The sequence below is a fragment of the Achromobacter seleniivolatilans genome, assembly GCF_030864005.1.
GTDB classification, from domain to species: domain Bacteria; phylum Pseudomonadota; class Gammaproteobacteria; order Burkholderiales; family Burkholderiaceae_B; genus Achromobacter; species Achromobacter seleniivolatilans.
This window is the reverse complement of the sequence record NZ_CP132976.1, coordinates 1,785,548-1,806,631: the sequence shown is the minus strand read 5'-3', so window position 1 is coordinate 1,806,631 and position 21,084 is coordinate 1,785,548. Positions and strand designations below refer to the sequence as shown.

17 protein-coding genes are annotated in these 21,084 nt (G+C 62.2%); 2 read left to right on the top strand and 15 right to left on the bottom strand.

Annotated elements, in window-relative coordinates; genetic code table 11:
- The 13 genes from RAS12_RS07980 to kdgD form a co-directional block, all read right to left on the bottom strand.
- The gene (locus RAS12_RS07980; protein ID WP_306947023.1) at positions 1-972 is read right to left on the bottom strand and encodes an ABC transporter permease; all 972 of its coding nucleotides are present in this window, start codon (positions 970-972) and stop codon (positions 1-3) included.
- 10 nt (positions 973-982) lie between these two features.
- The gene (locus tag RAS12_RS07975; protein ID WP_306947021.1) at positions 983-2,629 is read right to left on the bottom strand and encodes an ABC transporter substrate-binding protein; all 1,647 of its coding nucleotides are present in this window, start codon (positions 2,627-2,629) and stop codon (positions 983-985) included.
- 26 nt (positions 2,630-2,655) lie between these two features.
- Positions 2,656-3,078: a PaaI family thioesterase gene (locus RAS12_RS07970; protein ID WP_306947019.1), complete on the bottom strand. Its 423-nt coding sequence runs from the start codon at positions 3,076-3,078 to the stop codon at positions 2,656-2,658.
- Positions 3,075-4,088: a quinone oxidoreductase family protein gene (locus RAS12_RS07965; RefSeq protein ID WP_306947017.1), complete on the bottom strand. Its 1,014-nt coding sequence runs from the start codon at positions 4,086-4,088 to the stop codon at positions 3,075-3,077. The genes RAS12_RS07970 and RAS12_RS07965 overlap by 4 nt, the downstream gene beginning before the upstream one ends.
- 54 nt (positions 4,089-4,142) lie before the next feature.
- The gene (locus RAS12_RS07960) at positions 4,143-5,252 is read right to left on the bottom strand and encodes a M14 family metallopeptidase (RefSeq protein WP_306947015.1); all 1,110 of its coding nucleotides are present in this window, start codon (positions 5,250-5,252) and stop codon (positions 4,143-4,145) included.
- Position 5,253: 1 nt separating this feature from the next.
- Positions 5,254-6,123, bottom strand: a complete 870-nt coding sequence (locus tag RAS12_RS07955) for a VOC family protein (RefSeq protein WP_306947013.1) — start codon at positions 6,121-6,123, stop codon at positions 5,254-5,256.
- A 241-nt stretch (positions 6,124-6,364) separates the two neighbouring features.
- On the bottom strand, positions 6,365-7,105 hold the full coding sequence (locus tag RAS12_RS07950; RefSeq protein WP_306947012.1) for an amino acid ABC transporter ATP-binding protein: 741 nt from the start codon (positions 7,103-7,105) through the stop codon (positions 6,365-6,367).
- A gap of 39 nt (positions 7,106-7,144) precedes the next feature.
- Positions 7,145-8,248, bottom strand: a complete 1,104-nt coding sequence (locus RAS12_RS07945) for an amino acid ABC transporter permease (protein WP_306947010.1) — start codon at positions 8,246-8,248, stop codon at positions 7,145-7,147.
- 1 nt (position 8,249) lies between these two features.
- Positions 8,250-9,413, bottom strand: coding sequence for an amino acid ABC transporter permease (locus tag RAS12_RS07940; protein WP_306951347.1), 1,164 nt, complete (start codon positions 9,411-9,413; stop codon positions 8,250-8,252).
- A gap of 30 nt (positions 9,414-9,443) precedes the next feature.
- A complete protein-coding gene (locus tag RAS12_RS07935) occupies positions 9,444-10,652 on the bottom strand; it encodes an aminotransferase class I/II-fold pyridoxal phosphate-dependent enzyme (RefSeq protein WP_306947008.1) in 1,209 nt (402 codons plus the stop codon).
- Positions 10,653-10,753: 101 nt separating this feature from the next.
- Positions 10,754-11,770, bottom strand: coding sequence for an amino acid ABC transporter substrate-binding protein (locus tag RAS12_RS07930; protein ID WP_306947006.1), 1,017 nt, complete (start codon positions 11,768-11,770; stop codon positions 10,754-10,756).
- A gap of 427 nt (positions 11,771-12,197) precedes the next feature.
- Positions 12,198-12,926 carry a FadR/GntR family transcriptional regulator gene (locus tag RAS12_RS07925; RefSeq protein WP_306947004.1) on the bottom strand — a complete coding sequence of 243 codons (729 nt, stop codon included), beginning with the start codon at positions 12,924-12,926 and terminating at the stop codon, positions 12,198-12,200.
- A gap of 271 nt (positions 12,927-13,197) precedes the next feature.
- Positions 13,198-14,112 carry a 5-dehydro-4-deoxyglucarate dehydratase gene (kdgD, locus tag RAS12_RS07920; protein ID WP_306947002.1) on the bottom strand — a complete coding sequence of 305 codons (915 nt, stop codon included), beginning with the start codon at positions 14,110-14,112 and terminating at the stop codon, positions 13,198-13,200.
- A 292-nt stretch (positions 14,113-14,404) separates the two neighbouring features.
- Between kdgD and RAS12_RS07915 the strand changes: the two genes are divergently transcribed.
- Positions 14,405-15,388, top strand: coding sequence for a Bug family tripartite tricarboxylate transporter substrate binding protein (locus tag RAS12_RS07915; RefSeq protein ID WP_306947000.1), 984 nt, complete (start codon positions 14,405-14,407; stop codon positions 15,386-15,388).
- 105 nt (positions 15,389-15,493) lie between these two features.
- On the opposite strand, the gene RAS12_RS07910 is transcribed toward RAS12_RS07915, so the two are convergent.
- Positions 15,494-15,973 carry a VOC family protein gene (locus RAS12_RS07910; protein WP_306946998.1) on the bottom strand — a complete coding sequence of 160 codons (480 nt, stop codon included), beginning with the start codon at positions 15,971-15,973 and terminating at the stop codon, positions 15,494-15,496.
- A 219-nt stretch (positions 15,974-16,192) separates the two neighbouring features.
- Positions 16,193-17,413 carry an MFS transporter gene (locus tag RAS12_RS07905; RefSeq protein ID WP_306946996.1) on the bottom strand — a complete coding sequence of 407 codons (1,221 nt, stop codon included), beginning with the start codon at positions 17,411-17,413 and terminating at the stop codon, positions 16,193-16,195.
- 239 nt (positions 17,414-17,652) lie between these two features.
- On the opposite strand from RAS12_RS07905, the gene RAS12_RS07900 reads away from it, so the two are divergent.
- Positions 17,653-21,063: a response regulator gene (locus tag RAS12_RS07900; RefSeq protein WP_306946994.1), complete on the top strand. Its 3,411-nt coding sequence runs from the start codon at positions 17,653-17,655 to the stop codon at positions 21,061-21,063.
- The last annotated feature ends 21 nt before the right edge of the window (positions 21,064-21,084 follow it).

Genomic DNA, 21,084 nt, shown 5'->3' with positions numbered 1-21,084 from the left:
TCAGGCAGCCTTGATGCGCGGATCCAACCGCGTGTAGAGCAGGTCTACGATGATGTTGGCAACGATCACCACCAGGGAACTGAGCACCAGAATGCCCAGCACGACGGGGTAGTTGCGGCTCATGACGCTGTCGAACAGCACGCCGCCGATGCCGGGCCAACTGAAGACGGCTTCAACGACAATGCTGCCGCCCATCACCGCACCCAATTGCAGACCCAGCAGGGTCACAATCGGCAGCACGGCGTTGCGCAGAATGTGGCGCAGCACGACGGCGGCGCGGGTCAGGCCTTTGGCATAGGCCGTACGCACGTAGTCCATGCGGCTGACTTCCAGCATCGATGCGCGCATCACCCGCGCATACGCTGCGGAATAGAACAGGCCCAGCGCCACGGCGGGCAGCGTCAGGTGATGCAGCACATCCAGCGCCTGCCGCCAGATACCGCCGTCCAGCCCGATGGTGACCATGCCGCCCACTGGAAACCAGCCCAGCTTTACCGAGAACAGAATGATCAGCATGATGCCCAGCCAGAAACTGGGCGCGGCAAAACACAGCACGGCAAAGGCCGACACGGCGCTGTCCCACCAGGTATTCACCTTGACGGCGGACACGATGCCGGCCGCCATGCCAACCAGCACGGCGATGGCGATGCTGGCCAGCATCAGCACGAGCGTGGCTGGCAGGTGGGCCAGAATCACGTCCAGCACCGGCAGGTTGTGCCGGTACGAATAGCCAAAATCCAACCGCGCCACCGATCCGATGTACTTCAGCAGCTGCATGGCCGGAGGCTGGTCCAGACCGTAGGTCACGCGCAGACGTTCGATCAACGCAGGGTCGGTGACCTGCTGCTCGGCCGTCATGACGTCCAGGAACGTGCCGGGTACGGATTGGATCAGGGCAAAGTTCAACACCACCACGCCCAGCAGCAGCGGGACGGCCTGGAGCAGGCGGCGCAGGATCAGTCGGATCGGCATGGCGCGACGCTCACGCTTGCAGCCAGACGTCGGCCAGGGTTTCGCCCTGGACGTTGGCGCCGGTGGTGAAGTTGCGGACCTTCTTGCCCGCCAGCGTGAACGACTGGATTTCCACCAGCGGCACGATGGGCACATCGGTCGAAGCCAGACGGGCAAACTGCGCGGCCAGGGCGCGGCGGGCTTCCGGCGCGGTTTCCACGGCCAGCTTGCCGACAATGGCGTCCATCTCTGGGCTGGAATAACCCGTGGCGTTGCGGAACGCGGCGCCCTTCACAATGCCGTCCGTGGTGAAGAACTGCGTCACGGTAGGCACCAATTCCAGCGGCGACGTGAAGTTGGACACGGCGATGTCGTAGTCATAGTCGCCATAGATGCGCTTGAGTGCCGTGGCGCGGTCTACCGAGTCCAGCTTGACGGCGATGCCCACGTCTTCTAACGCCTGCTTCAGGTATTGGCCCAGCTTGGCGTTTTCTTCAAACCAGGCAGCGGCCAGCAGATTGACGGTAAAGCGCTTGCCGTCCTTGACGGGCAGGCCGGCGGCATCAAGCAAGGCGGCGGCCTTTTTCGGGTCGAAGGCGTAGCGCGGCACGTCCTCGGTAAAGAACAGCGGATTGCTGCTGAAAATGGGTGCAATCGCCGGTTTTCCGCGGCCGTAGTAGATGGTGTCGACGATGAACTGGCGGTCGATGGCGTGCAGAATGGCTTGGCGCACCTCGCGGCGGTTGACGATGTCGCGGCGTTGGTTGAATTCAGCGGTCACGGTCCAGGCGGTGTTTTGATAACCGCGTGTGTCCACGACCACCTTGCCGGTCTTGACCAATCGGTCGATGTCTCGGGCGGGCACCGGGTTGGAATAGGCCAGGCCCAATTCACCCGTTTCCAGCGCGGCGCCGCGCGAGGCGGGGTCGGACCACCAGCGTATGACCAGCTTGTCCAGATTGGGCTCGCCTGCTTTCCAGTACTTGTCGTTGCGCAGGTACTCGACGTGACTGCCGCGCACCCACTTGCCGTACTTCCAGGGGCCGGTGCCCACGGGCGTATTGTTCAAGGGGTTGGTGATCAGGTCTTTGCCGTCGTACAGATGCTTGGGCACCAGCAGCTGGTATTGGCCGGCCAGCGTGGAATTCAAGAAGAATTCGGGCACCGGGGCGTTAAAGCTCAATACCACCGTCAACGGGTCGGAAGCGGTGGCGCCGGTAAGCGACTTCAGCGCAATACCCGCCGAAATCGGCTTCCAGTGTTGCAGCACGTTGTAGACAACGTCTTCCGACGTGAACGGCGCGCCGTCATGCCACGTGACGCCTTCGCGCAGCTTGATCGTGTAGCTGCGGAAGTCTGCCGAGGGCGTGACGCTTAACGCCAGCGCCGGCTGGAACTTCAAGTTTGCGTCCAGCTTCAGCAGGCGTTCCAGAATCTTGGTGGACGTCTGGAAGGGGCTCGAGCCGCCGCCGCCCGGTACGAACAGCGCCTGCGGTTCCAAGCCGCCCCAGGTGGCGACCAAGGTGCCGCCCTTGCGGGCCGGGCCTGCATCCGCGCCTGGGTTGTCTGTCGCCGCGAGCAGCGTGCGGGGCAGCACGCCCAGGCCGGTCGCGGCCAGGCCGCCTGCGGCGGAACGGGTCAGAAAGCTGCGCCGTCCGGGGCGCGTAGTCGTAGTCATGATGAATTCCTTGTGTAGGGGGCGGCTCAGCCTTGGGCGAGCGTGGCGTAGGTGGCGCGGCCGATAGCCACCAGCGCGCCCTGATCGTTGTAGAGGTCCACGTCGGCCACGCCAACGCTGCGGCCATTGCGGCGCACACGGGCCACAGCTGTCAGCGATGTGTTCACGGCGGGGCGCAGATAGTCAACGCGGAAGTTGATGGTGGGCAGGCCCCGGCCCAGCAGCATGCCAACGGCAAAGTCGCCTACGGTGTCGATGACAGCAGCCAGGGGGCCGCCGTGCCATTGGCCGCTTGCGGCGCCGCGTTCGAACTCCGCACGCATCGGCGCCAGCACGGTCAGCTCGCCGCGCTCGTGATCGATGGCGCTTACCGACAGGCCCAGCCATGCGATGAAAGGCGAATCGTCGAACTTGGCTTGAATCTGTTCGGCATTCAGTACGGCGCTCATGAAGTCACCAGCACTTTGCCGACGATCTTGCGATCTTCCAGCGACGCCAGCGCTTCGGCGCCTTGTTCCAGGGGCCAGCTGCGATCCACCTGCACATGCAGGCGGCCGTCGCGCACCAGCTCCAGCAATTCATGCAGATCTTCGCGGTCCCAGCCGTTGGAGCCGCGAATTTGCAGCTCGAACGTCCAGATGTAGCGCAAGTCTTCCTTGGGGTCGAAGCCGGCCGTCGCACCGCAGGTCAGCAGGCGACCGCCCAGGCGCAGGCAGCGCAGCGACTTGACCCAGGTGTCGCCGCCGGTAAAGTTCACCACCACGTCCACGCCGCCAGCCTTGGCACCGCGGCGGCGCGCGGGTTTGCCGAAGCGTTCTTGCACGGCTTTCAGGAAGTCTTCTTCGGTGTACAGAATGATGTGGTCGGCGCCCAGCGCGCGCAGCGCTTCGCCTTTCTCGGCGGTGCCTGCGCACGCGATGACTTCCGCGCCGGCCAGCTTGGCCAATTGCACCGCGCATACGCCCACGCCGCCGCTGGCGCCCAGGATCAGTACCTTTTCGCCCGGTTGCACTTGTCCGATGCGATTCATCATGCGCAGCGCGGTGCCATAAGCCACGGGCAGCGCGGCCGCCTGCTCAAAGCTGACCTCGTCGGGCAGGCGCAGCAGCTGGTGGGCAGGCACGCGGCACAGCTCGGCAAGACCGCCATGAATGGTCTCGCCCACCAGTCCGCCATCAACGCGGTCGATCGGGTCCACCAGCACGCGGTCTCCGGCCTTCCAGTCGCGCACGTTGGCGCCGGTATGCACGATTTCACCCGCCACATCCAGGCCGATGATGACGGGGAAGGGCAGCTTGATGCCGGGCATGCCGCGGCGGGTGAAAACGTCGTGGTAGTTCAGCGATGACGCGCGTACGCGGATGACCACGTCATCGGGACCCGCGACGGGGTCGGGAAAATTGGTTTCGTAGCGCAGCTTGTCGCTGCCGCCGTGTTCACGCAAAACGATTGCTTTCATGATGACCAGATGAGATAGGGGTGGTTTCTTGACTAGGACGATTGGCGGTGAGCGCTACCAGGACGCCACGCCTGCGATCGCTTGGCGCGTGATGGCCAGGCCGTGCGCTACGGCGCTGCGCCGCCAAACGCTGGATACCGGCACAAAGGCGTCCACCAGATCGGCGCGCAATTGGGCATCTCGGGCTGCGTCGGAGGCTTGAGGCGCCTTGAAGCGCAGCCACTGATCCAGCCTTAGCGCCGGCCGCATCTGCAAACCGCGTGTGCCGAACTCCACGACGGCGCCGGCCAGCGCGCGTGCGCCCAACGCCTGTTGCACGCCGCGGAACACCAAACCCTGATAGTTCGGGCGGGCAAGGCCGTGTGGACGCTGGTCGCGCACGCGCTCCGCACCCCACCAGTTGGCGGCTTGCGCCTGTTCGGCGCTGCCTTCCTCGTTAAAGCACAGAAAGAAGGGCTCGCCGTATTCGCCGATGCCTGTGTGCCAGTCGATAAAAGCCACGCGTTCGCTGGCGGCAAGGTGTTCATCGACAATGCGGCGCAGTGTGCGGTTGGACCATTCCGGGCCGCTGCCGCCGTACACCAGACCATCGGGATGGGTGTACTGGCCGCTGGCGGTGGTGTTGAACAATGCGTCAGCGCCGTGCGTTTCGCGGAATCGTTCGACGGCCAATGCGCCGGCCTCCAGGCTGGCTTCCGTCCATAGCGCGGGAATCAGGTGCGGGTGCAGTTCCGCGTAGTGGGGGTTGGGCGGCGTAGGCTGGGTGTGATCAATGAAGTTGCGATTCAGATCGACATTGTTTTCAGTCGTACGGGTGTCGTAGGCATAGCCGTAAGGGTTTAGCGCATGCACGAGCACGACGTTGACGTCCTCAGGCAGCGGAATACCGCCGTCGGCGCGCAGCCAAGCGATCTGCACGGCGGAACCTGCCGCGCCTTCCAGTCCATGCGTGCCGCTGATGGCAAGGTGAGTGCGTTTCGCGCCGGCGCGGCCCAGCACTGCGACGTCTACGCTGAGGGGTTCGCCGTGGGGGTCTTTTAGCGTGGGGTGTTCATGTCGGGACAGCGCGGCGCCGCGCTGCGTGGCCGCAGCCACGAAGGCGCGGCGAGCGGCTGAGTAATCTGCGGAAAAGCAGTCCCAATAATCAGGCAGAAGCTGCGTCACATCAGGCCTCTTGCACGAAGACTTGCAATGCGCCCGCGCCGTCTTCGGGCGCGACCACCAGCTCGCCTTGGGCGTTGGCCTGGTAGCGCACCTGGTTGGCATCAAACAGCGCGCGGGTCTTGGCCAGATCGCGCACGCCAATGACGGACCCTGCGAACCAGCCGCCTTGCGCGGACGCAGGCAGACCAGCGGGTACGTGGACGCGGGGATAGCGTTGCTCAAACGCTGCCGGACTCAGGAAATCAATTCGCAGGCTGCCGCGCCGCACTTGCAGGCCGCCATCGGGCAGTTCTCTGATGGCGATCGCGCCGAATACGCGTTCATACTCCGCGCGCAGCGATGACGGATCGGGGTGCACGGCGATCAGCGATTCGATACGGCGCGCGCCGTTGGCGTGGTCTTGCCATTCGGGGCGGTAGACCAGATGGCGGGTCAGGTGGCCGCAGGTGAAGAAGTCGGGCACGCCCAGCAGGCCAGCGGGAAATTGCGTGTTGTTCCATGCGGCGTCTTCGCTGCCGTCAGGCAGATGCACCGGACGTCCGCCGCTTAGTGGCGGTTCGGCGGTTATGCCCAGACGGGCCAGCTCGGCGTGTACGGCCGTGCTGTCGGTGGTCTGCAAGGCGGTGGAGACCGGGCCTTCGTAGGCATCGGCAAAACCGCCAAAGCGCGAATCCGCCTTCAGCTCTTCAGGGAAATACAGCAGTTCAAGGTAGTTGGCATCCAGAATGATGGTCTGGTTGCGCGTGCCGCGGTGGTGCCGGCCTTGAGGCGCCAGGCTGAAACCCAGCTTAACGTAGCGGTCGGTGGCCGCCTGCAGGTCATTGACCCGGATGATGTAGTGGTCCAGGCCGGTGACTGAGGGGAGGGACATCGGAGTTCCAGTATGCGCTTTGGGAAGAGTGCAGTCTGGCCGATGCGGCTACGCGCTAGAACGATTGAATCCGCATGTTGATATCTGTTTTGTGATCGGCAGCCAGGGTGCCACTGGCGGAATATCCAAATCACTAATGCGCGTTTGAGGGGGATACACCTGCTGGCTTGGCGTTCTGGTTCTTTTCGGCAACGAAACCATCAAACCAAAAAAAAACCGCCATGAAGGCGGTTTGGGTAAATCAGTGCAGGATCTGACTCAAGAACAGTTTGGTCCGTTCGTTCTGCGGGTTATCGAAGAACGCGTCAGGCGTGTTCTGTTCGATGATTTCGCCGCGGTCCATGAAGATCACGCGGTTGGCAACCTTGCGGGCGAAGCCCATTTCGTGAGTTACGCAAATCATGGTCATACCGCTTTCCTGGGCCAGCGTCACCATCACGTCCAGCACTTCCTTGACCATTTCCGGGTCCAGCGCGGACGTCGGTTCGTCAAACAACATGACCTTGGGGTTCATGCACAACGACCGCGCAATCGCCACCCGCTGTTGCTGGCCGCCCGACAACTGGCCGGGAAACTTCTTGGCCTGTTCCGGAATACGCACGCGCTCCAGGTACTTCATCGCCGTGGCTTCTGCTTCCGCACGCGGCTTCTTCAGCACCCACATGGGGCCCAACGTCAGGTTTTCCAGCACGGTCAGGTGCGGGAACAGGTTGAAGTGCTGGAACACCATCCCGACTTCCTTGCGGATCGTCTCGATGTGCTTCAAGTCGTTGGTGAGCTCAGTGCCGTCCACAATGATCTGGCCTTGCTGATGCTCTTCCAGACGATTGATGCAACGGATCATCGTGGACTTGCCCGAACCGGACGGTCCGCACACCACGATGCGCTCGCCTGGCGCCACGTCCAGGTTGATGTTGCGCAACACGTGGAACTGGCCGTACCACTTGTTCACGCCCTGCAATCGAATAATGGAATCCGACATGCTTGGTCTCCTTCAGGTTTACCGGATGACGCGCTCGGTTCAGCGCGCGTGCCCGGTGGCCAGCCGCTTTTCAAGCGCCTGGCTGTATTTGGACATGGAAAAGCAAAAGACGAAGTAGATCAACGAGATAAAGAGATAAGCCTCTACCCCGAAACCCCGCCATGCTGCGTCGGACAAGGCCGCTTTGGCTGCCAAGGTCAAATCGAAAATGCCGATGATCACGACCAGCGACGTGTCTTTGAAGAGGGCGATGAAAATCCCCACCAAAGGCGGAATCACGATCTTCAACGCCTGCGGCAGAATGATCTTGCGCATCTGCTGCCAGTAGTTCAGACCCAGCGAATCCGCGCCTTCGTATTGCCCCTTCGAGATCGCTTGCAAGCCGCCGCGCACCGTTTCAGCGATATACGCCGCCGCAAACATGATGATCGCGATCTGCGCGCGTAGCAGCTTGTCGATGGTGAAGCCTTCCGGCAGGAACAAGGGCAGCATGACCGACGACATGAACAGCAGGCTGATCAGCGGCACGCCACGGATCAGCTCGATGTACACGACGCACAACGCCTTGATGGCGGGCATCTTGGACCGGCGGCCCAAAGCCAGCAGGACGCCGATCGGGAACGCGAAGGCGATGCCGAACGTGGACAGAATAAGCGTCAGCGGCAGGCCGCCCCAACGCGAATTTTCCACATAGGTCAGGCCAAACACGCCGCCCCACATCAAGAGCGCCACAGCCGTCAGGCCCACGGTCCAGATGACGGCAAGCTTGCCGTTCCAGAAGCGGCGCATGCCGCTGCACACGATCACCGCGACCAGGATCAGGGTGGCAATCAGCGGACGCCATTGCTCGTCAAAAGGATAGGTGCCAAACAGGATCAGCCGATGCTTTTCAACGATGAAGGCCCAGCAGGCGCCGCCCACCGATGCCCGGCATTCGAGTGCGTTAGACGCCGTGAAGTTGGCCTTGATGAACGCCCATTCCACCAGCGCCGGAACCGACATCAACAAAAACCACGCCAACAACACCGTGATCAAGATGTTCAACGGCGACGAAAACAGGCGGGACCTGACCCACGCCCATGCGCCCACATGGGTGCTGGGCGGCGGCAATGCTTCGGCGGGCATATGCGTAGTGCTGCTCATATCAACGCTCCACCAGCGCGATGCGCTTGTTGTACCAGTTCATGAATATCGATATCGACAGGCTGACCGTCAGGTAGGCGCCCATGATGATAAGAATGCCCTCGATGGCCTGGCCCGTCTGGTTCAGTGTGGTGTTGACGACCGACACAATATCCGGATAGCCAATGGCTACTGCCAGCGAACTGTTTTTCAACAGATTCAGGTACTGGCTTGTCATCGGAGGAATGATCACGCGCAGCGCCTGCGGCAGAACAACCAGGCGCAACACCTTGCGGCGCGGCAAGCCCAGCGATCCCGCGGCTTCCCACTGTCCGTTGTTCACGGCCTGTATGCCCGAGCGCACCACTTCGGCGATGAACGCCGACGTATAGACGGTGAGCCCCAGGAAGAGGGCGACGAATTCCGGCGACAAGGTCAATCCGCCAACGAAGTTAAAGCCCTTGAGTTCCGGCATGTCCAGGGTCAGCGACGCGCCGCTTGCGGCCCAGCCCAGAACGGGCAGGACAATCAGCAAGCCGATCGCCGCGCGGCCCAGCGGAAACACGCGACCTGTGCTTTCCTGACGCTTTGTGCCCCAGTGGCCCAGAATCAGAATGGCAACAACGGCCAACGCCAAGCCGGCCAGCATCCAGTCTAGCGATGCGCCTTCCAGGCCCGGTACTTTCAATCCGCGGTTGGATATGAAGACGCCCGGCAAGGGGTTGTGCGCCTGGCGCGGACCCGGCATGTTTTCCGTGATCAGCGCATACCAGAAGAACAATTGCAGCAAGAGCGGCACGTTGCGCATCACCTCGACATACACCGAGGTGATCTTTGCGACCAGCCAGTTCTTGGACAGCCTGCCCACCCCGATGAGGACGCCCAGTACGGTAGCGGCAACCAGCGCAATCAGGCCGACCCGCAGCGTGTTCAACACGCCAACGGCGATGGCCCGGCCGTAGGTGTCGGCGGGTCCATAGGCAATCACGGATTCGCCAATGGCAAAGCCCGCTTCACGGTTCAGGAAGCCGAAACCGGTGGCGATGTTGCGCATCGACAGATTGTGCAGCGTGTTGTGTACCAGGAACCAGATGCTGGCCCCGACCAGGGCCAGCGCCAGCACCTGATAGACCAGCGCGCGAGTCGCCGGATCATTCCAGGAAAGCCGGTGCTGGGGCCGCGGCACTGAGGATTTTTCTCTGTGCTGGGCCACGGCTTAATCCGCCATCAAGGCTTTGACGGCGATGGCCAAACGGTCCATGCCTTGTTCAATGACCTCGGTCGACGTGGCAAACGAAAAGCGCACGTACGGCGACAGGCCGTAGGAGCCGCCGTCGATCACGGCAACGCCCGCTTCCCGCAGGAAGAACAGGCTGACATCCAGATCGGTCTTCAACTCGCCAGCGGGGCCGGTGCGGCCGATCAGGCCCTGCACGTTGGCGTACACGTAGAACGCGCCGTCCGGCATGGCGCAAGAGATGCCGGGGATGTCGTTCAGACGGCGCACGATCAGGTCGCGGCGCGATTTGAAGATGTCAACCATCTGCGCAACACTGGACTGGTCGCCTTCCAAGGCGGCTTGCGCTGCCACTTGCGAGATCGCGCTGGGGCACGAAGTGCTTTGCGACATGACCGTGCTCATGGCTTTGATCAGGTCGGCCGGGCCAGCGCCGTAACCCACGCGCCAGCCGGTCATTGCGTATGACTTGGACATGCCGTTGACGATCAGCGTGCGCTGGATCAGTTGCGGCTCGACTTGCACGGGCGAGGCGTGCTTTTCGCCGCTATAGCAGAAGGGCGCGTAGATTTCATCGCTAAGAATCCACACCTGCGGATGGCGCAGCAGCACGTCGGTCAGGGCGCGCAGTTCTGCGGCGCTGTAGACGGCGCCGCTGGGGTTGCTGGGCGAATTCAGAATCAGCCAGCGGGTGCGCGGCGTAATGGCGGCTTCCAGCGTGGCGGCGTTCAATTTGAAGCCTTGCGACTCCGGACCGGTCACGACCACGGGCTTGCCGTCGTTCAACAGCACCATGTCGGGGTAAGACACCCAGTACGGCGCGCACACAATCACTTCATCGCCCGGTTCCAGGCTGGCGGTCAGTGCAGCGCCAATGATCTGCTTGGCGCCCGCGCCCACGGTGATCTGGTCCATGCCGTAAGACACGCCCAAGCCCAGCTCCAGGCTGTTGGCAATGGCGCGGCGCAAGCCCACGGTGCCGTTCGGGCTGGTGTAGCGGATATCGCCGCTAGCAATGGCGTCTTGGCCGGCGCGCGCGATGTGAGCGGGCGTCGCCATGTCGGGCTCACCGAGCGTGAAGTCGGCAATTTCGCGGCCCTGGCGGCGCAATTCGTCAACGACGATCTTGGCGGCCATGCTGGGCGAAGGTTTGATCTGTTTCAGGCGGGCGTTGACGATGCTGTTCATGATTACAACGTAAAGAGGCAAAGACCAGCCGGATAGCGGCCGGACATGCGGGGTAAAGAGAAAAGCGGCTCCGCCATCAGGCAGAGCCGCGCAAACCAGATTTAGCGCACCGGCCAGCCGTACATCAGGCCGCCTTGGGTCCACTGCTTGTTCAAGCCGCGTTCCAGTTTCAGCGGGCTGTCCTTGCCCATGGCGCGGTCATAGCTTTCGCCGTAGTTGCCGACTTGCTTGATGATGTTGTAGGCCCACTTGTCGTCCAGACCCAGGTTCTTACCCATGCCAGGCGTCACGCCCAGAATGCGTTGCACGTTCGGGTTGGTGCTCTTCAACATTTCGTCCACGTTCTTGGACGTAATGCCGTATTCCTCGGCTTCCAGCATGGCGTTGAGCGACCAGCGGACCACGTTGAACCATTGCTCGTCGCCTTGGCGGACCATGGGGCCGAGCGGTTCCTTGGACAGGTTTTCCGTCAGGATTTCCCAGTCTTCCGGCTTGGCCAGGCGCGTGCGCATGTTGGCGGCGGTATTGGACTTGTCGTTGGTGTAGGCGTCGCAGCGGCCCGATTCCAGCAAACGGAAGTTCTCGTCGTAGTTTTCAACCAGCACGGGCTTGAAGGTCAGGCCGCGGCTGCGGAAGTAGTCGGCCAGGTTCAGTTCGGTGGTGGTGCCCGGCTGCACGCAGATGGTGGCGCCGTCCAGTTCCTTGACCGTCTTCACGTTCATGGACTTCTTGACGATCAGGCCCTGGGCGTCATAGAAGTTCACGCCGACGCCGATCAGACCCAGCGTCGTGTCGCGGGTCAGGGTTTGCGTGGTGTTGCGCGACAGCATGTCGATTTCACCGGATTGCAGTGCGGTGAACTTGGCTTGCGCCGTCAGCACGTTGCCCTTGACCTTGGAGGCGTCGCCGAACATGGCGGCGGCAACCGCGCGGCACATGTCCACATCCAGGCCGGTCCATTCGCCCTTGCTGTCCAACACCGAGAAGCCAGGAATGCCGGCAAAGCCGCACTGCAAGAAACCCTTTTTCTTGACGGCGTCAAAGGTCACGCCAGCTTGTGCGCCAGAGGCGACGCACAGCAAGGTCGCCGCAACGGCGGTGGTCAGAAACTTACGCATGGAGAGTGCTCCTGGGGGGGTCGGAAAGCGCTTGGGATAAGCGGAAAAATGGGAACCATCCACGCGCACGCCGTCGCGTCCGGCAAATCGCCGGAGCGGGTGGGGCCGCGTGAGCGGACGGGGTAGGAAAGGGGGGTAGTGCGATTGGCCAGCGAATGCCGGTCAGGTGTCGTGCCGATGAATACGCGTGGCGTAGCGGTGGAACGTCGTGCGAAGGGAAAGAATCGGGCTCATCGGCGGCACTTGTGCAACGAGGGTCATACGGTAGCGAAGGGTTCAGGCCCGAGCTTTCCGGTCTGAATCTTCGCTATGTCATGAGACGTATGATGGCAGCTGTCATACAAGTAGGCAAGTAAGGGGATTCCCGTAATTTGCTTAAAACTTACGGGCGAATCCCCGGGTCCAGAAGGGTGCTAAATAAGGGCGCTTATTGAGCCGGCGACTGCGACAGCAGCTTGCGATAGCGCGCGATGCTATCGCCCAGGTGGCGTGCCATGGCGGCGCGCGCAGCGCCCGGGTCGCGGCGCATGATCGCGGTCAGGATGGCTTCGTGCTCACGCACGTTGCGGCTCTCGTACGTTTCGAGCTCTTCAGGGGTCTTGCCGCCGTGTTTGATGTTCAGATCCAGCATCACATCACGCACCGCAGCTTTCAACAGGGCAGGAAAGTGAGGGTTGTTGGACGCATTGGCAATGGCCAGGTGGAACTCGTAATCAGCCTTGACGGCGGCTTCCATATCGCGCGTGGCGCGGTTGAATGCATCAAAGGCTTCTACGATGCCGCTCAGGTCGGCTGATGTGCGGCGTTCGGCCGCGAGTCCACAGGCTTCGACTTCCAGGCCAGCTCGCAACTCCATGATGTGCAAGGCCCAGCGCGGGTCCACGGCGGGCGCGATGACGAAGTCGATGGGCTTTTCACGGTCTTCCGTGACGAATACGCCGATGCCGGCCTTGCTGACCAGGCGGCCGCTCAAGCGCATGGACGCAACGGCTTCGCGGATGACGGTGCGGCTGACATCGAACTCGGCGCACAGCGCGTGTTCAGACGGCAGCTTGTCGCCTGCGCGATACAGGCGCCCATCCAGGCGCTTGGTCAATTCCTCGATCACCACGTCGGTCAGGCGCGAACGCGGGCGGGGCCGGGCTGGAGTTTGCATTGTCTCTCTTATAGGAAATGTAGGCGGGGCTTGCTGGCCGGTTTTGCCGGCGGCCAGAGCCGCAAGTGTACGCTTTTCAGGTGTTGTGTCCGGGTGTCCGGCCCGGCGGGCAGAGGCGGACTTGCCGCCAATCTCCCATCAAAAACATACCCGTATGACAACATACAGGAGCTTTTCCGCCAACTACTGTTTGTATCTGTCGAACAGTCGCGCCTTCAGCCAAAAAAAACGCCCTCCAATCAGGAGGGCGTTTCGGTCGTCGTAGAACGGCTTACTGCGGGCCGAGCTTTTTGATCAGTGCGTTCAACATTTCCAGCTCTTCGCCGGTCAGGTCGGTCAGCGGAGCGCGGACGGGGCCTGCGTCGTGGCCAACCAGCTTGGCGCCGGCCTTGACGATGCTGACCGCGTAGCCGGCCTTGCGGTTGCGGATTTCCAGGTAGGGCAGGAAGAAATCGTCCAGCAGACGGTTGGTCGTGTCGTGATCGCCCGCGGCAATAGCGCGGTAGAAGTCCATGGCGGTCTTCGGCACAAAGTTGAACACGGCCGACGAATACACCGGCACGCCCAGCGCGCGGTAGGCGGCTGCGTAGACTTCTGCCGTGGGCAGGCCGCCCAGGTACGAGAAGCGGTCGCCCAGCTTGCGGCGGATGCTGACCATGGCTTCGATATCGCCGATGCCGTCTTTGAAGCCGACCAGGTTGGGGCAGCGTTCGGCCAGACGGGCCAGGCTGTCGGCCGACAAACGCGATTGAGCGCGGTTGTAGACGATGACGCCGATCTTGACCGACTTGCAGACTTGTTCGACGTGAGCGGCGATGCCGTCTTGCGAGGCTTCGGTCAGGTAGTGCGGCAGCAGCAGGATGCCCTTGGCGCCTTGGCGTTCGGCTTCTTGTGCATACGCGATGGCGGTGCGGGTGGGGCCGCCAGCGCCAGCCAGAATCGGCACCTTGCCAGCGCAGGTCTGCACGGCGGTGCGGATGACGTCCGAATATTCCTCGGGGGCCAACGAGAAGAGCTCACCCGTGCCGCCAGCGGCGAACAGCGCGGTGGCGCCATACGGGGCCAGCCATTCCAGGCGGGCCGCGTAGGTCTTGGCGTTGAAATCGCCGTTCTGATCAAAGTCCGTCACCGGGAAGGAAAGCAGTCCTTCCGAGACGATTTCTTTAAGTTCCTGGGGAGTCGTCATGCCTGTCATCCATGTAAGAGGAATGGGTAATGCGAAAAATCAGGGCGGCAACGCTGCCGTTTCCTGGTAGTGATCAGTAGATGTATGTCATCGTACAACATACAAGTTGGATAGGCAACACCGAACACAAACTTGGGATTTCCATAGTGTGCATGTGGTAGTTCAATGCCGAAAAACCCGGAATTACCCTAGATTGATCCTGGAAAGCTGGAACGTTATTCTTCTTTTTCCAGAAGTCGTACGACAACGTACAAGATATAGCGACGACACTATTCCTCTAGGAGACAACTTGATGGCATTTCCCGTTTTGCGCCGCACCTTTGCCGTATTGGCCCTGACCGCCCTGGGCGCCACCGCCGCTCAAGCGGCCGATGATTGGCCCAAGGCCAAAGCCATTACATTGGTTGTGCCGTTTGCCGCCGGAGGCACATCGGACATCTTGGGCCGTTTGATGGCGCAGGAATTGGGCGCCAACCTGGGGCAGACGGTGCTGGTGGAAAACAAGGGCGGCGCAGGCGGGGTCCTGGGTGCAGACGCCGTAGCGCGAGCCAAGCCGGACGGCTATACCTTGTTGCTGGGTACGATTGCCACGCACGCGATCAACCCGTCCTTGCTGCCGGGCATCAATTACAACGCCGCCAAGGACTTTGCGCCCGTCATCTTGTTAGGCAGCATTTCAAACGTGTTGCTCGTGGGCGCGAACCAGCCCTACAAGTCGGTGCAAGACGTGGTGGCAGCGGCCAAGGCGACGCCGGACACCATCGCCTTCGGCTCGGCCGGGCAGGGCACGTCGCAACATCTGTCGGGTGAAGTCTTCAAGCAGTTGACCGGCGCCCACCTGACGCACGTGCCGTATCGCGGTAGCGCACCGGCCGTTCAAGACCTGATCGGCGGGCAAATTCCCAGCTCTTTTGAAACCGCGCTGGTGGCATTGCCCTATGTGCAAAGCGGCAAAGTGCGCGCTTTGGCCGTGACATCCGCCAAGCGCACCGAGGTCATGCCAGACGTACCGACCATGCAGGAAGCGGGCGTGCCGGGCTTTGATGTCAGCAGCTGGCAGGCCATCTACGCGCCGGCCAACACGCCGCCCGCCGTGGTTGACCGCTTGAACAAGACCATTGCCGCCATCATTGCCAAACCGGACGTCGGCGCCAAAATGAAGGCGCTGGGCCTGGCGTACACACCGAACACGCCGGCGGAGTTCACTGCGTTTCAGACGGGCGAGCAGGCCAAGTGGGCGAAGATCATTGCGGATGGAAAGCTGCGCGTGCAGTAAGCGCTTTTCGCCACAGCACGCCGTGTTGCACGCCTGGATCACAGGCGTCGTGGCGCGGCGTTTTCATTTGGGCGCCGTGCGCTGTGGCCCTCGCCTGGGGAAAATTCAGCCGCGCAGCGCCGCTTCGATCGCGGCAATGTCGATTTTTCCCATTTCCATCATGGCGTCGAATGCGCGTTTGGCAGCGGCGGGGTCAGGATGGGTGATCGCCGCAGTCAACACCCGGGGCGTAATCTGCCACGACAGTCCCCATTTATCCTTGCACCAGCCGCATTCGCTAGCGCGCCCGCCATTGCCGATGATGGCGTCCCATAAACGGTCTGTCTCTTCCTGGTCGTCGGTCGCGACCTGGAACGAGAAGGCCTCGGAATGCGTGAAGGCGGGACCTCCGTTCAGGCCCAGGCACGGGATGCCCATTACCGTGAACTCCACCGTTAACACATCCCCCTGTTTGCCTGCGGGATAGTCGCCGGGCGCGCGGTGCACGGCCTGCACCGCGCTGTCGGGAAACGTCTGGGCGTAAAAGGTCGCGGCGTCCAGCGCCGTGCCGTCATACCAGAGACAAATGGTGTTTTTGCTGGTCATGTCGGTGCTCCTGAGTGGCTTCAGATTGCGTCCGGACAGCACTTGGGCGCGCCGCATTATTTTGCTGCGCTTTTCCGTAGGGAGGTAGGCAATTTCCGTTTTAAGTGTCACGAATTGCCGCATGCGCCGCTGAGCGTCAGGTTTGCGTCTGAAGGCATTGGCCTTGACCCAAAACCCTGAGCGGGACGCCAGCCCGCGGGCCGGCGCCCAAGCGCGAGATCAACGCGCCGATTCGGCGCTGGCGACCAGCGTGCCGCTGCGTGCGGAGCGGCTGCGGCGTTCCAGCATTACCGCCCACAGCCACAACGGCATGCTGCCGATGGCAAGCAGGCTGCCTACCCAGCCGGTCGAGGTCCAACCCAGGCCCGCGGCAATGGCCAGGCCACCCAGAAAGGGGCCAAGCGCGTTGGCGGTATTGAAGGCTGAATGGTTGAGCGCCGCTGCCAGCCCTTGGGCGTCGCCCGAGACGTCCATCAGTCGAGTCTGCAACACGGTGCCCAGTGCGCCGCCCACGCCCACCAGGAACACATTCAGCGAGATCAGCCAGACGTTGTGTGCCATGAACGGGAATAGCGCGAGCACCACGGCCGACCACAACAGCAGCAGGCCGGCCGTGCGCATCACGGCCCGGTCCGCGAATATCGGGACAATCATGTTGCCCACGGTAAGGCCCACGCCGAACACGCTTAACACCAGCGGTACCGTACTGGGCGACACCTGAGTCACTGCGGTCAAGGTGTCGGCCAGATAGGTGTAGACCGAGAACAAACCGCCAAACCCTACCGCGCCGATTGCCAGCGTGATCCAGACCTGGCCGCGGCCCAGCGCGCTCAGTTCGCGCAGCGGGCTGGCTTGCTTATCGGCCGGGGAGTCGGGCGCGTAGATGCGCACGCTGATCATGGTGAGCAGTGCCAGTAATGACACCAGACCAAAGCTCCAACGCCAGCCGATCACTTGTCCCAGCCAGTTCGCCAGCGGCACGCCCACGATGGTGGCGACTGTCAGCCCCAGGAATACCCGGCCCACCGCCATCGTGCGGCGGTTGGAGGGCACAAGCGAACTGGCCACCAGCGAGGCGATGCCGAAATACGCACCATGGGGCAGGCCGCTCAAGAAGCGGAAGAACAGCATCCAGTGGTAATTGGGGGCGATCGCGCTCAGTCCGTTGCCGATGGCAAATAGCCCCATCAGGGCGATCAGCAACTTGCGGCGGGGCATTTTGGCGCCCAGGACGGCCAAAATGGGGGCGCCAACCACGACACCCAGCGCGTACGCGCTGATCACGTGGCCCGCAGTGGGCGCATCGATGCCGAGGGATAGTGCGAAGTAGGGCAGCAGGCTCATCGTGGCGAACTCGGTGGTTCCGATGGCAAAGCTGCCGACAGCTAGCGCGAGCAGCACCAGGCCGGGGCGGTGCTGCGTGGAAGAAGTGTGAGACATTTGAAGACTAAGAGAAAACAGCGGAATGTTGCGTTGCAACAGTGGCATTGTAAGCAGCCTAAGCTGTCATTTAAATGTACGGGCCAGAAGTTTTGGCCATGCCTGCTGCTGCCATCAAACCCTGTATAGTCCTACGCTGCTTCCGATAGCCGGGCGGCGCTTTGTTGTGTTCTTGGCGCCCGCATCGTCGTATCGATCAACCGCAAGCCCGAACCACACTGTCCCGGTGCTCCGAACCCATGCCGAACTCGTCGTCGCAGCCTGTCCGTCGCTATACCTTTCCCCGCACGCTATTGGCCGGTTTCGTGACGGCGGCGCTGGCCACCGTGGTCATCGCTTTCGTCAACCTTCGGTCGGCCGAGATCCGGGTAGAGGCCATCAAGGCCGTGGATCGCACCACCGAGACGCTGCGCCAGCTCAGCCTGTTCAACTCGGCGGTGAAGGATGCCGAGCTGGGTCAAAGAGGGTATCTGCTGACGGGCGATATCACCTATTTGCAGCCGTATCTACGATCGCTAGGCCTGATCGATCAACGCCTGGCCGCGGTGAAAGAGGCGGTTTCCAATGACTCGGCGCAACGCCGTATCGTCAACGACATCGAAGGCATTACGCGTCAGAAGTTGCAGGAACTGCAAGACACCGTAGAACTGCGTAAGGCTGGCAACGTTGAAGGCGCCATGGCGGTTGTGCGTACCGATGCGGGCAAGGACGCGATGGATCGGCTGCGCGATCTGGTGGCTGATCTGTACACGCGGCAGATGGGCGAACTGGCAGAGGGCAAGGAAGCGTGGGCTGCAATGGCGGCCACGTCGCAGTACTACTCCTGGGGCGGCTCGCTGGTATTGCTGGCGCTGATCCTGGCGTCTGCCGGAATGACCATACGGGAATATCGCATCAAGGCGCGTCAGTCCTGGGTGACGGCTGGCCTGTCGGGTCTCAGCATGCGTTTGCAAGGCGACCACCGCCTGGACGAAATCGGCAAGCGCGCACTCGACTACCTGGCCGAATATGTGGATGCCAGTGTGGGCGCGGGCTACGTGGTCGACCGCCATAGCGGCGAACTGGAATTGTTTGGCGGCTATGCCATGCCGCCCGAGCGTCTGGCGCAGAAAATCCAGCCGGGCGAGGGACTGGCCGGGCAGGCCGCTACTTCGCGCAAACTACTGCATGTGCGCAATGTGCCGGCCGGCCACCTGGAAGTCTCGTCCGCCACGGGCCGGTCCAATCCGGCCGAGCTGGTACTGACGCCCGCCATCCAGAACGGCCGGGTGTTTGCGGTGGTGGAGCTTGGATTCAATCACCCCGTGGGGGTGGGCGAGCGCGCCTTGCTGGAAGGGGCCTCTGAAATGCTGGCGTCCGCGATCCGTGCGGGCCTGGACCGGACTCGGCTGGAGTCTTTGCTGGAAGAGACCCAGCGCCAGTCGGAAGAACTACAGACCCAACAGGAAGAATTGCGCGTCAGCAATGAAGAGCTTGAGCAGCAGAGCCGCATTCTGCAAGAGTCGCAGGCGCGCATGGAGCTGCAGCAGACCGAATTGGAGCAGACCAACGCCAATCTGGAGTCGCAGGCCGAACAGTTGCTGCGGGTGCAGGACGCTCTGACCGAAAAGGCCCGGCAACTGACGCAGGCCAGCCAATATAAGAGCGAGTTCCTGGCCAATATGAGCCACGAACTGCGCACACCGCTGAATTCGACGCTGATTCTGGCCAAGCTGCTGGGCGACAACAAGCCCGGCAACTTGAGCGCGGACCAGATCAAATACGCGCAGACCATCCACGCCGCTGGCAACGACCTGCTGTCGCTGATCAACGACATCCTGGACCTGGCCAAGATTGAAGCCGGCCAGGCCAGCGTGGACGTCGAACAAGTCGCTATCGCCCCGGTGCTGCAACGTTTGCTGGAACCGCTGCGGCCAATGGCGCAAGAGAAAGGGCTGAGGCTGGATCTGGAAGTTGATCCGGATGTGCCTGCTTCCATGGATACCGATCCTCAGCGTCTGGGGCAGGTGTTAAAGAACCTGTTGTCGAACGCGCTGAAGTTCACCGAGCGCGGCACGGTGGCGCTGCGGGTGTCGCGCGCGCCGCGCAATATGTTGTCGTTCGCGGTGCGGGACACGGGTATCGGCGTTCCGGCCGACCAGCAAGAACTGATTTTCGAGGCATTCCGGCAGGCCGACGGCAGCACACACCGCAAATTTGGCGGCACGGGCCTGGGCTTATCGATCTCGCGTGATCTGGCCGAGTTGCTGGGCGGCACTCTGTCTGTTGCCAGCACGCCAGGGCAGGGCAGCGTATTTACGCTGATATTGCCGATGCGCCTGGATGCCGGGGCGCAGCCGCCGGCCCGGGCACAAGGCATGCGCAGCGCCTTTGCGCCCGCTACGCAACCTGTTCCGCCCATTGCGGCACCGGTGGTTTCGGACACGGCGCCCGCTGCCGAGGCAGGCCTCGGAGACGGGCCCGGCCGCACTATTCTTGTTATTGAAGACGACAAGCGCTTTGCCAGCATTCTGTCGGACCTGACGCGCGAGATGGGTTTTGGCTGTCTTGTGGCGCATACCGCTACCGAGGGTCTGGCGCTGGCAGCGCAGCAGCGTCCCAATGCCATCGTCCTGGATATGAACCTGCCTGATTTTTCGGGGTTGGGCGTCCTGGATCAGCTGAAGCGCAATCCCCATACCCGCCACATTCCAGTGCATGTCGTGTCGGTAGCCGACTACGCGCAAGAAGCCATGGGCCGGGGGGCTATCGGTTACGCGCTCAAACCCGTCAAACGCGAAGAGCTGATACACGCGTTGCAGCGGCTGGAAGCGAAGTTCACCCAGAATCTGCGTCGGGTGCTGGTGGTTGAAGATGATGACCGCCAGCGCGAAAGCGTGCGGCAGTTGCTGGCGCGCAATGACGTTGAGATTGTGCCGGCGGCCACCGCCGCCGCTGCGCTGGAATGCTTGCGCGACACCACGTTTGATTGCGTGGTGATGGATTTGAATCTGCCCGACATGAGCGGCTACGAGCTGTTGCAGCAGATGACCGAGCAAGAAAGCGTGTCGTTCCCGCCGGTGATCGTCTATACCGGCCGCGCGCTGTCGCGCGACGAAGAGCAGCATTTGCGCCGCTTCTCCAAGGCCATCATCATTAAAGACGCGCGTTCGCCGGAACGCTTGCTTGATGAGGTAACGCTGTTCCTGCATCAGGTCGAAGCCGAACTGCCGCCTGAACAGCGCCAGATGCTGGAATTGGCCCGCAGCCGCGATACGGCGCTTGAAGGCCGTACGGTACTGGTGGTGGAAGACGACGTACGCAATATCTTTGCGTTGTCGAGCATTCTTGAACCCACTGGCTTGCATGTGGAAATTGCGCGCAACGGACGTGAGGCGCTTGATGCTCTGGGCCGCGCCGGCACAGGCAGCCACCGGGTGATCGATCTGGTGCTGATGGACATCATGATGCCCGAGATGGATGGCTATACGGCCATGCGCGAGATCCGCACGCGGCCCGAATGGCGGCGCTTGCCCATCATCGCGCTGACCGCCAAGGCCATGAAGGACGATCAGGAAAAGTGCTTGGCGGCCGGAGCCAACGACTACATCGCCAAGCCGCTGGACGTGGAACGCCTGCTGTCTTTGGTGCGGGTCTGGATGCGTAAGTAAGGCGCGGACAGCGCATTTTTA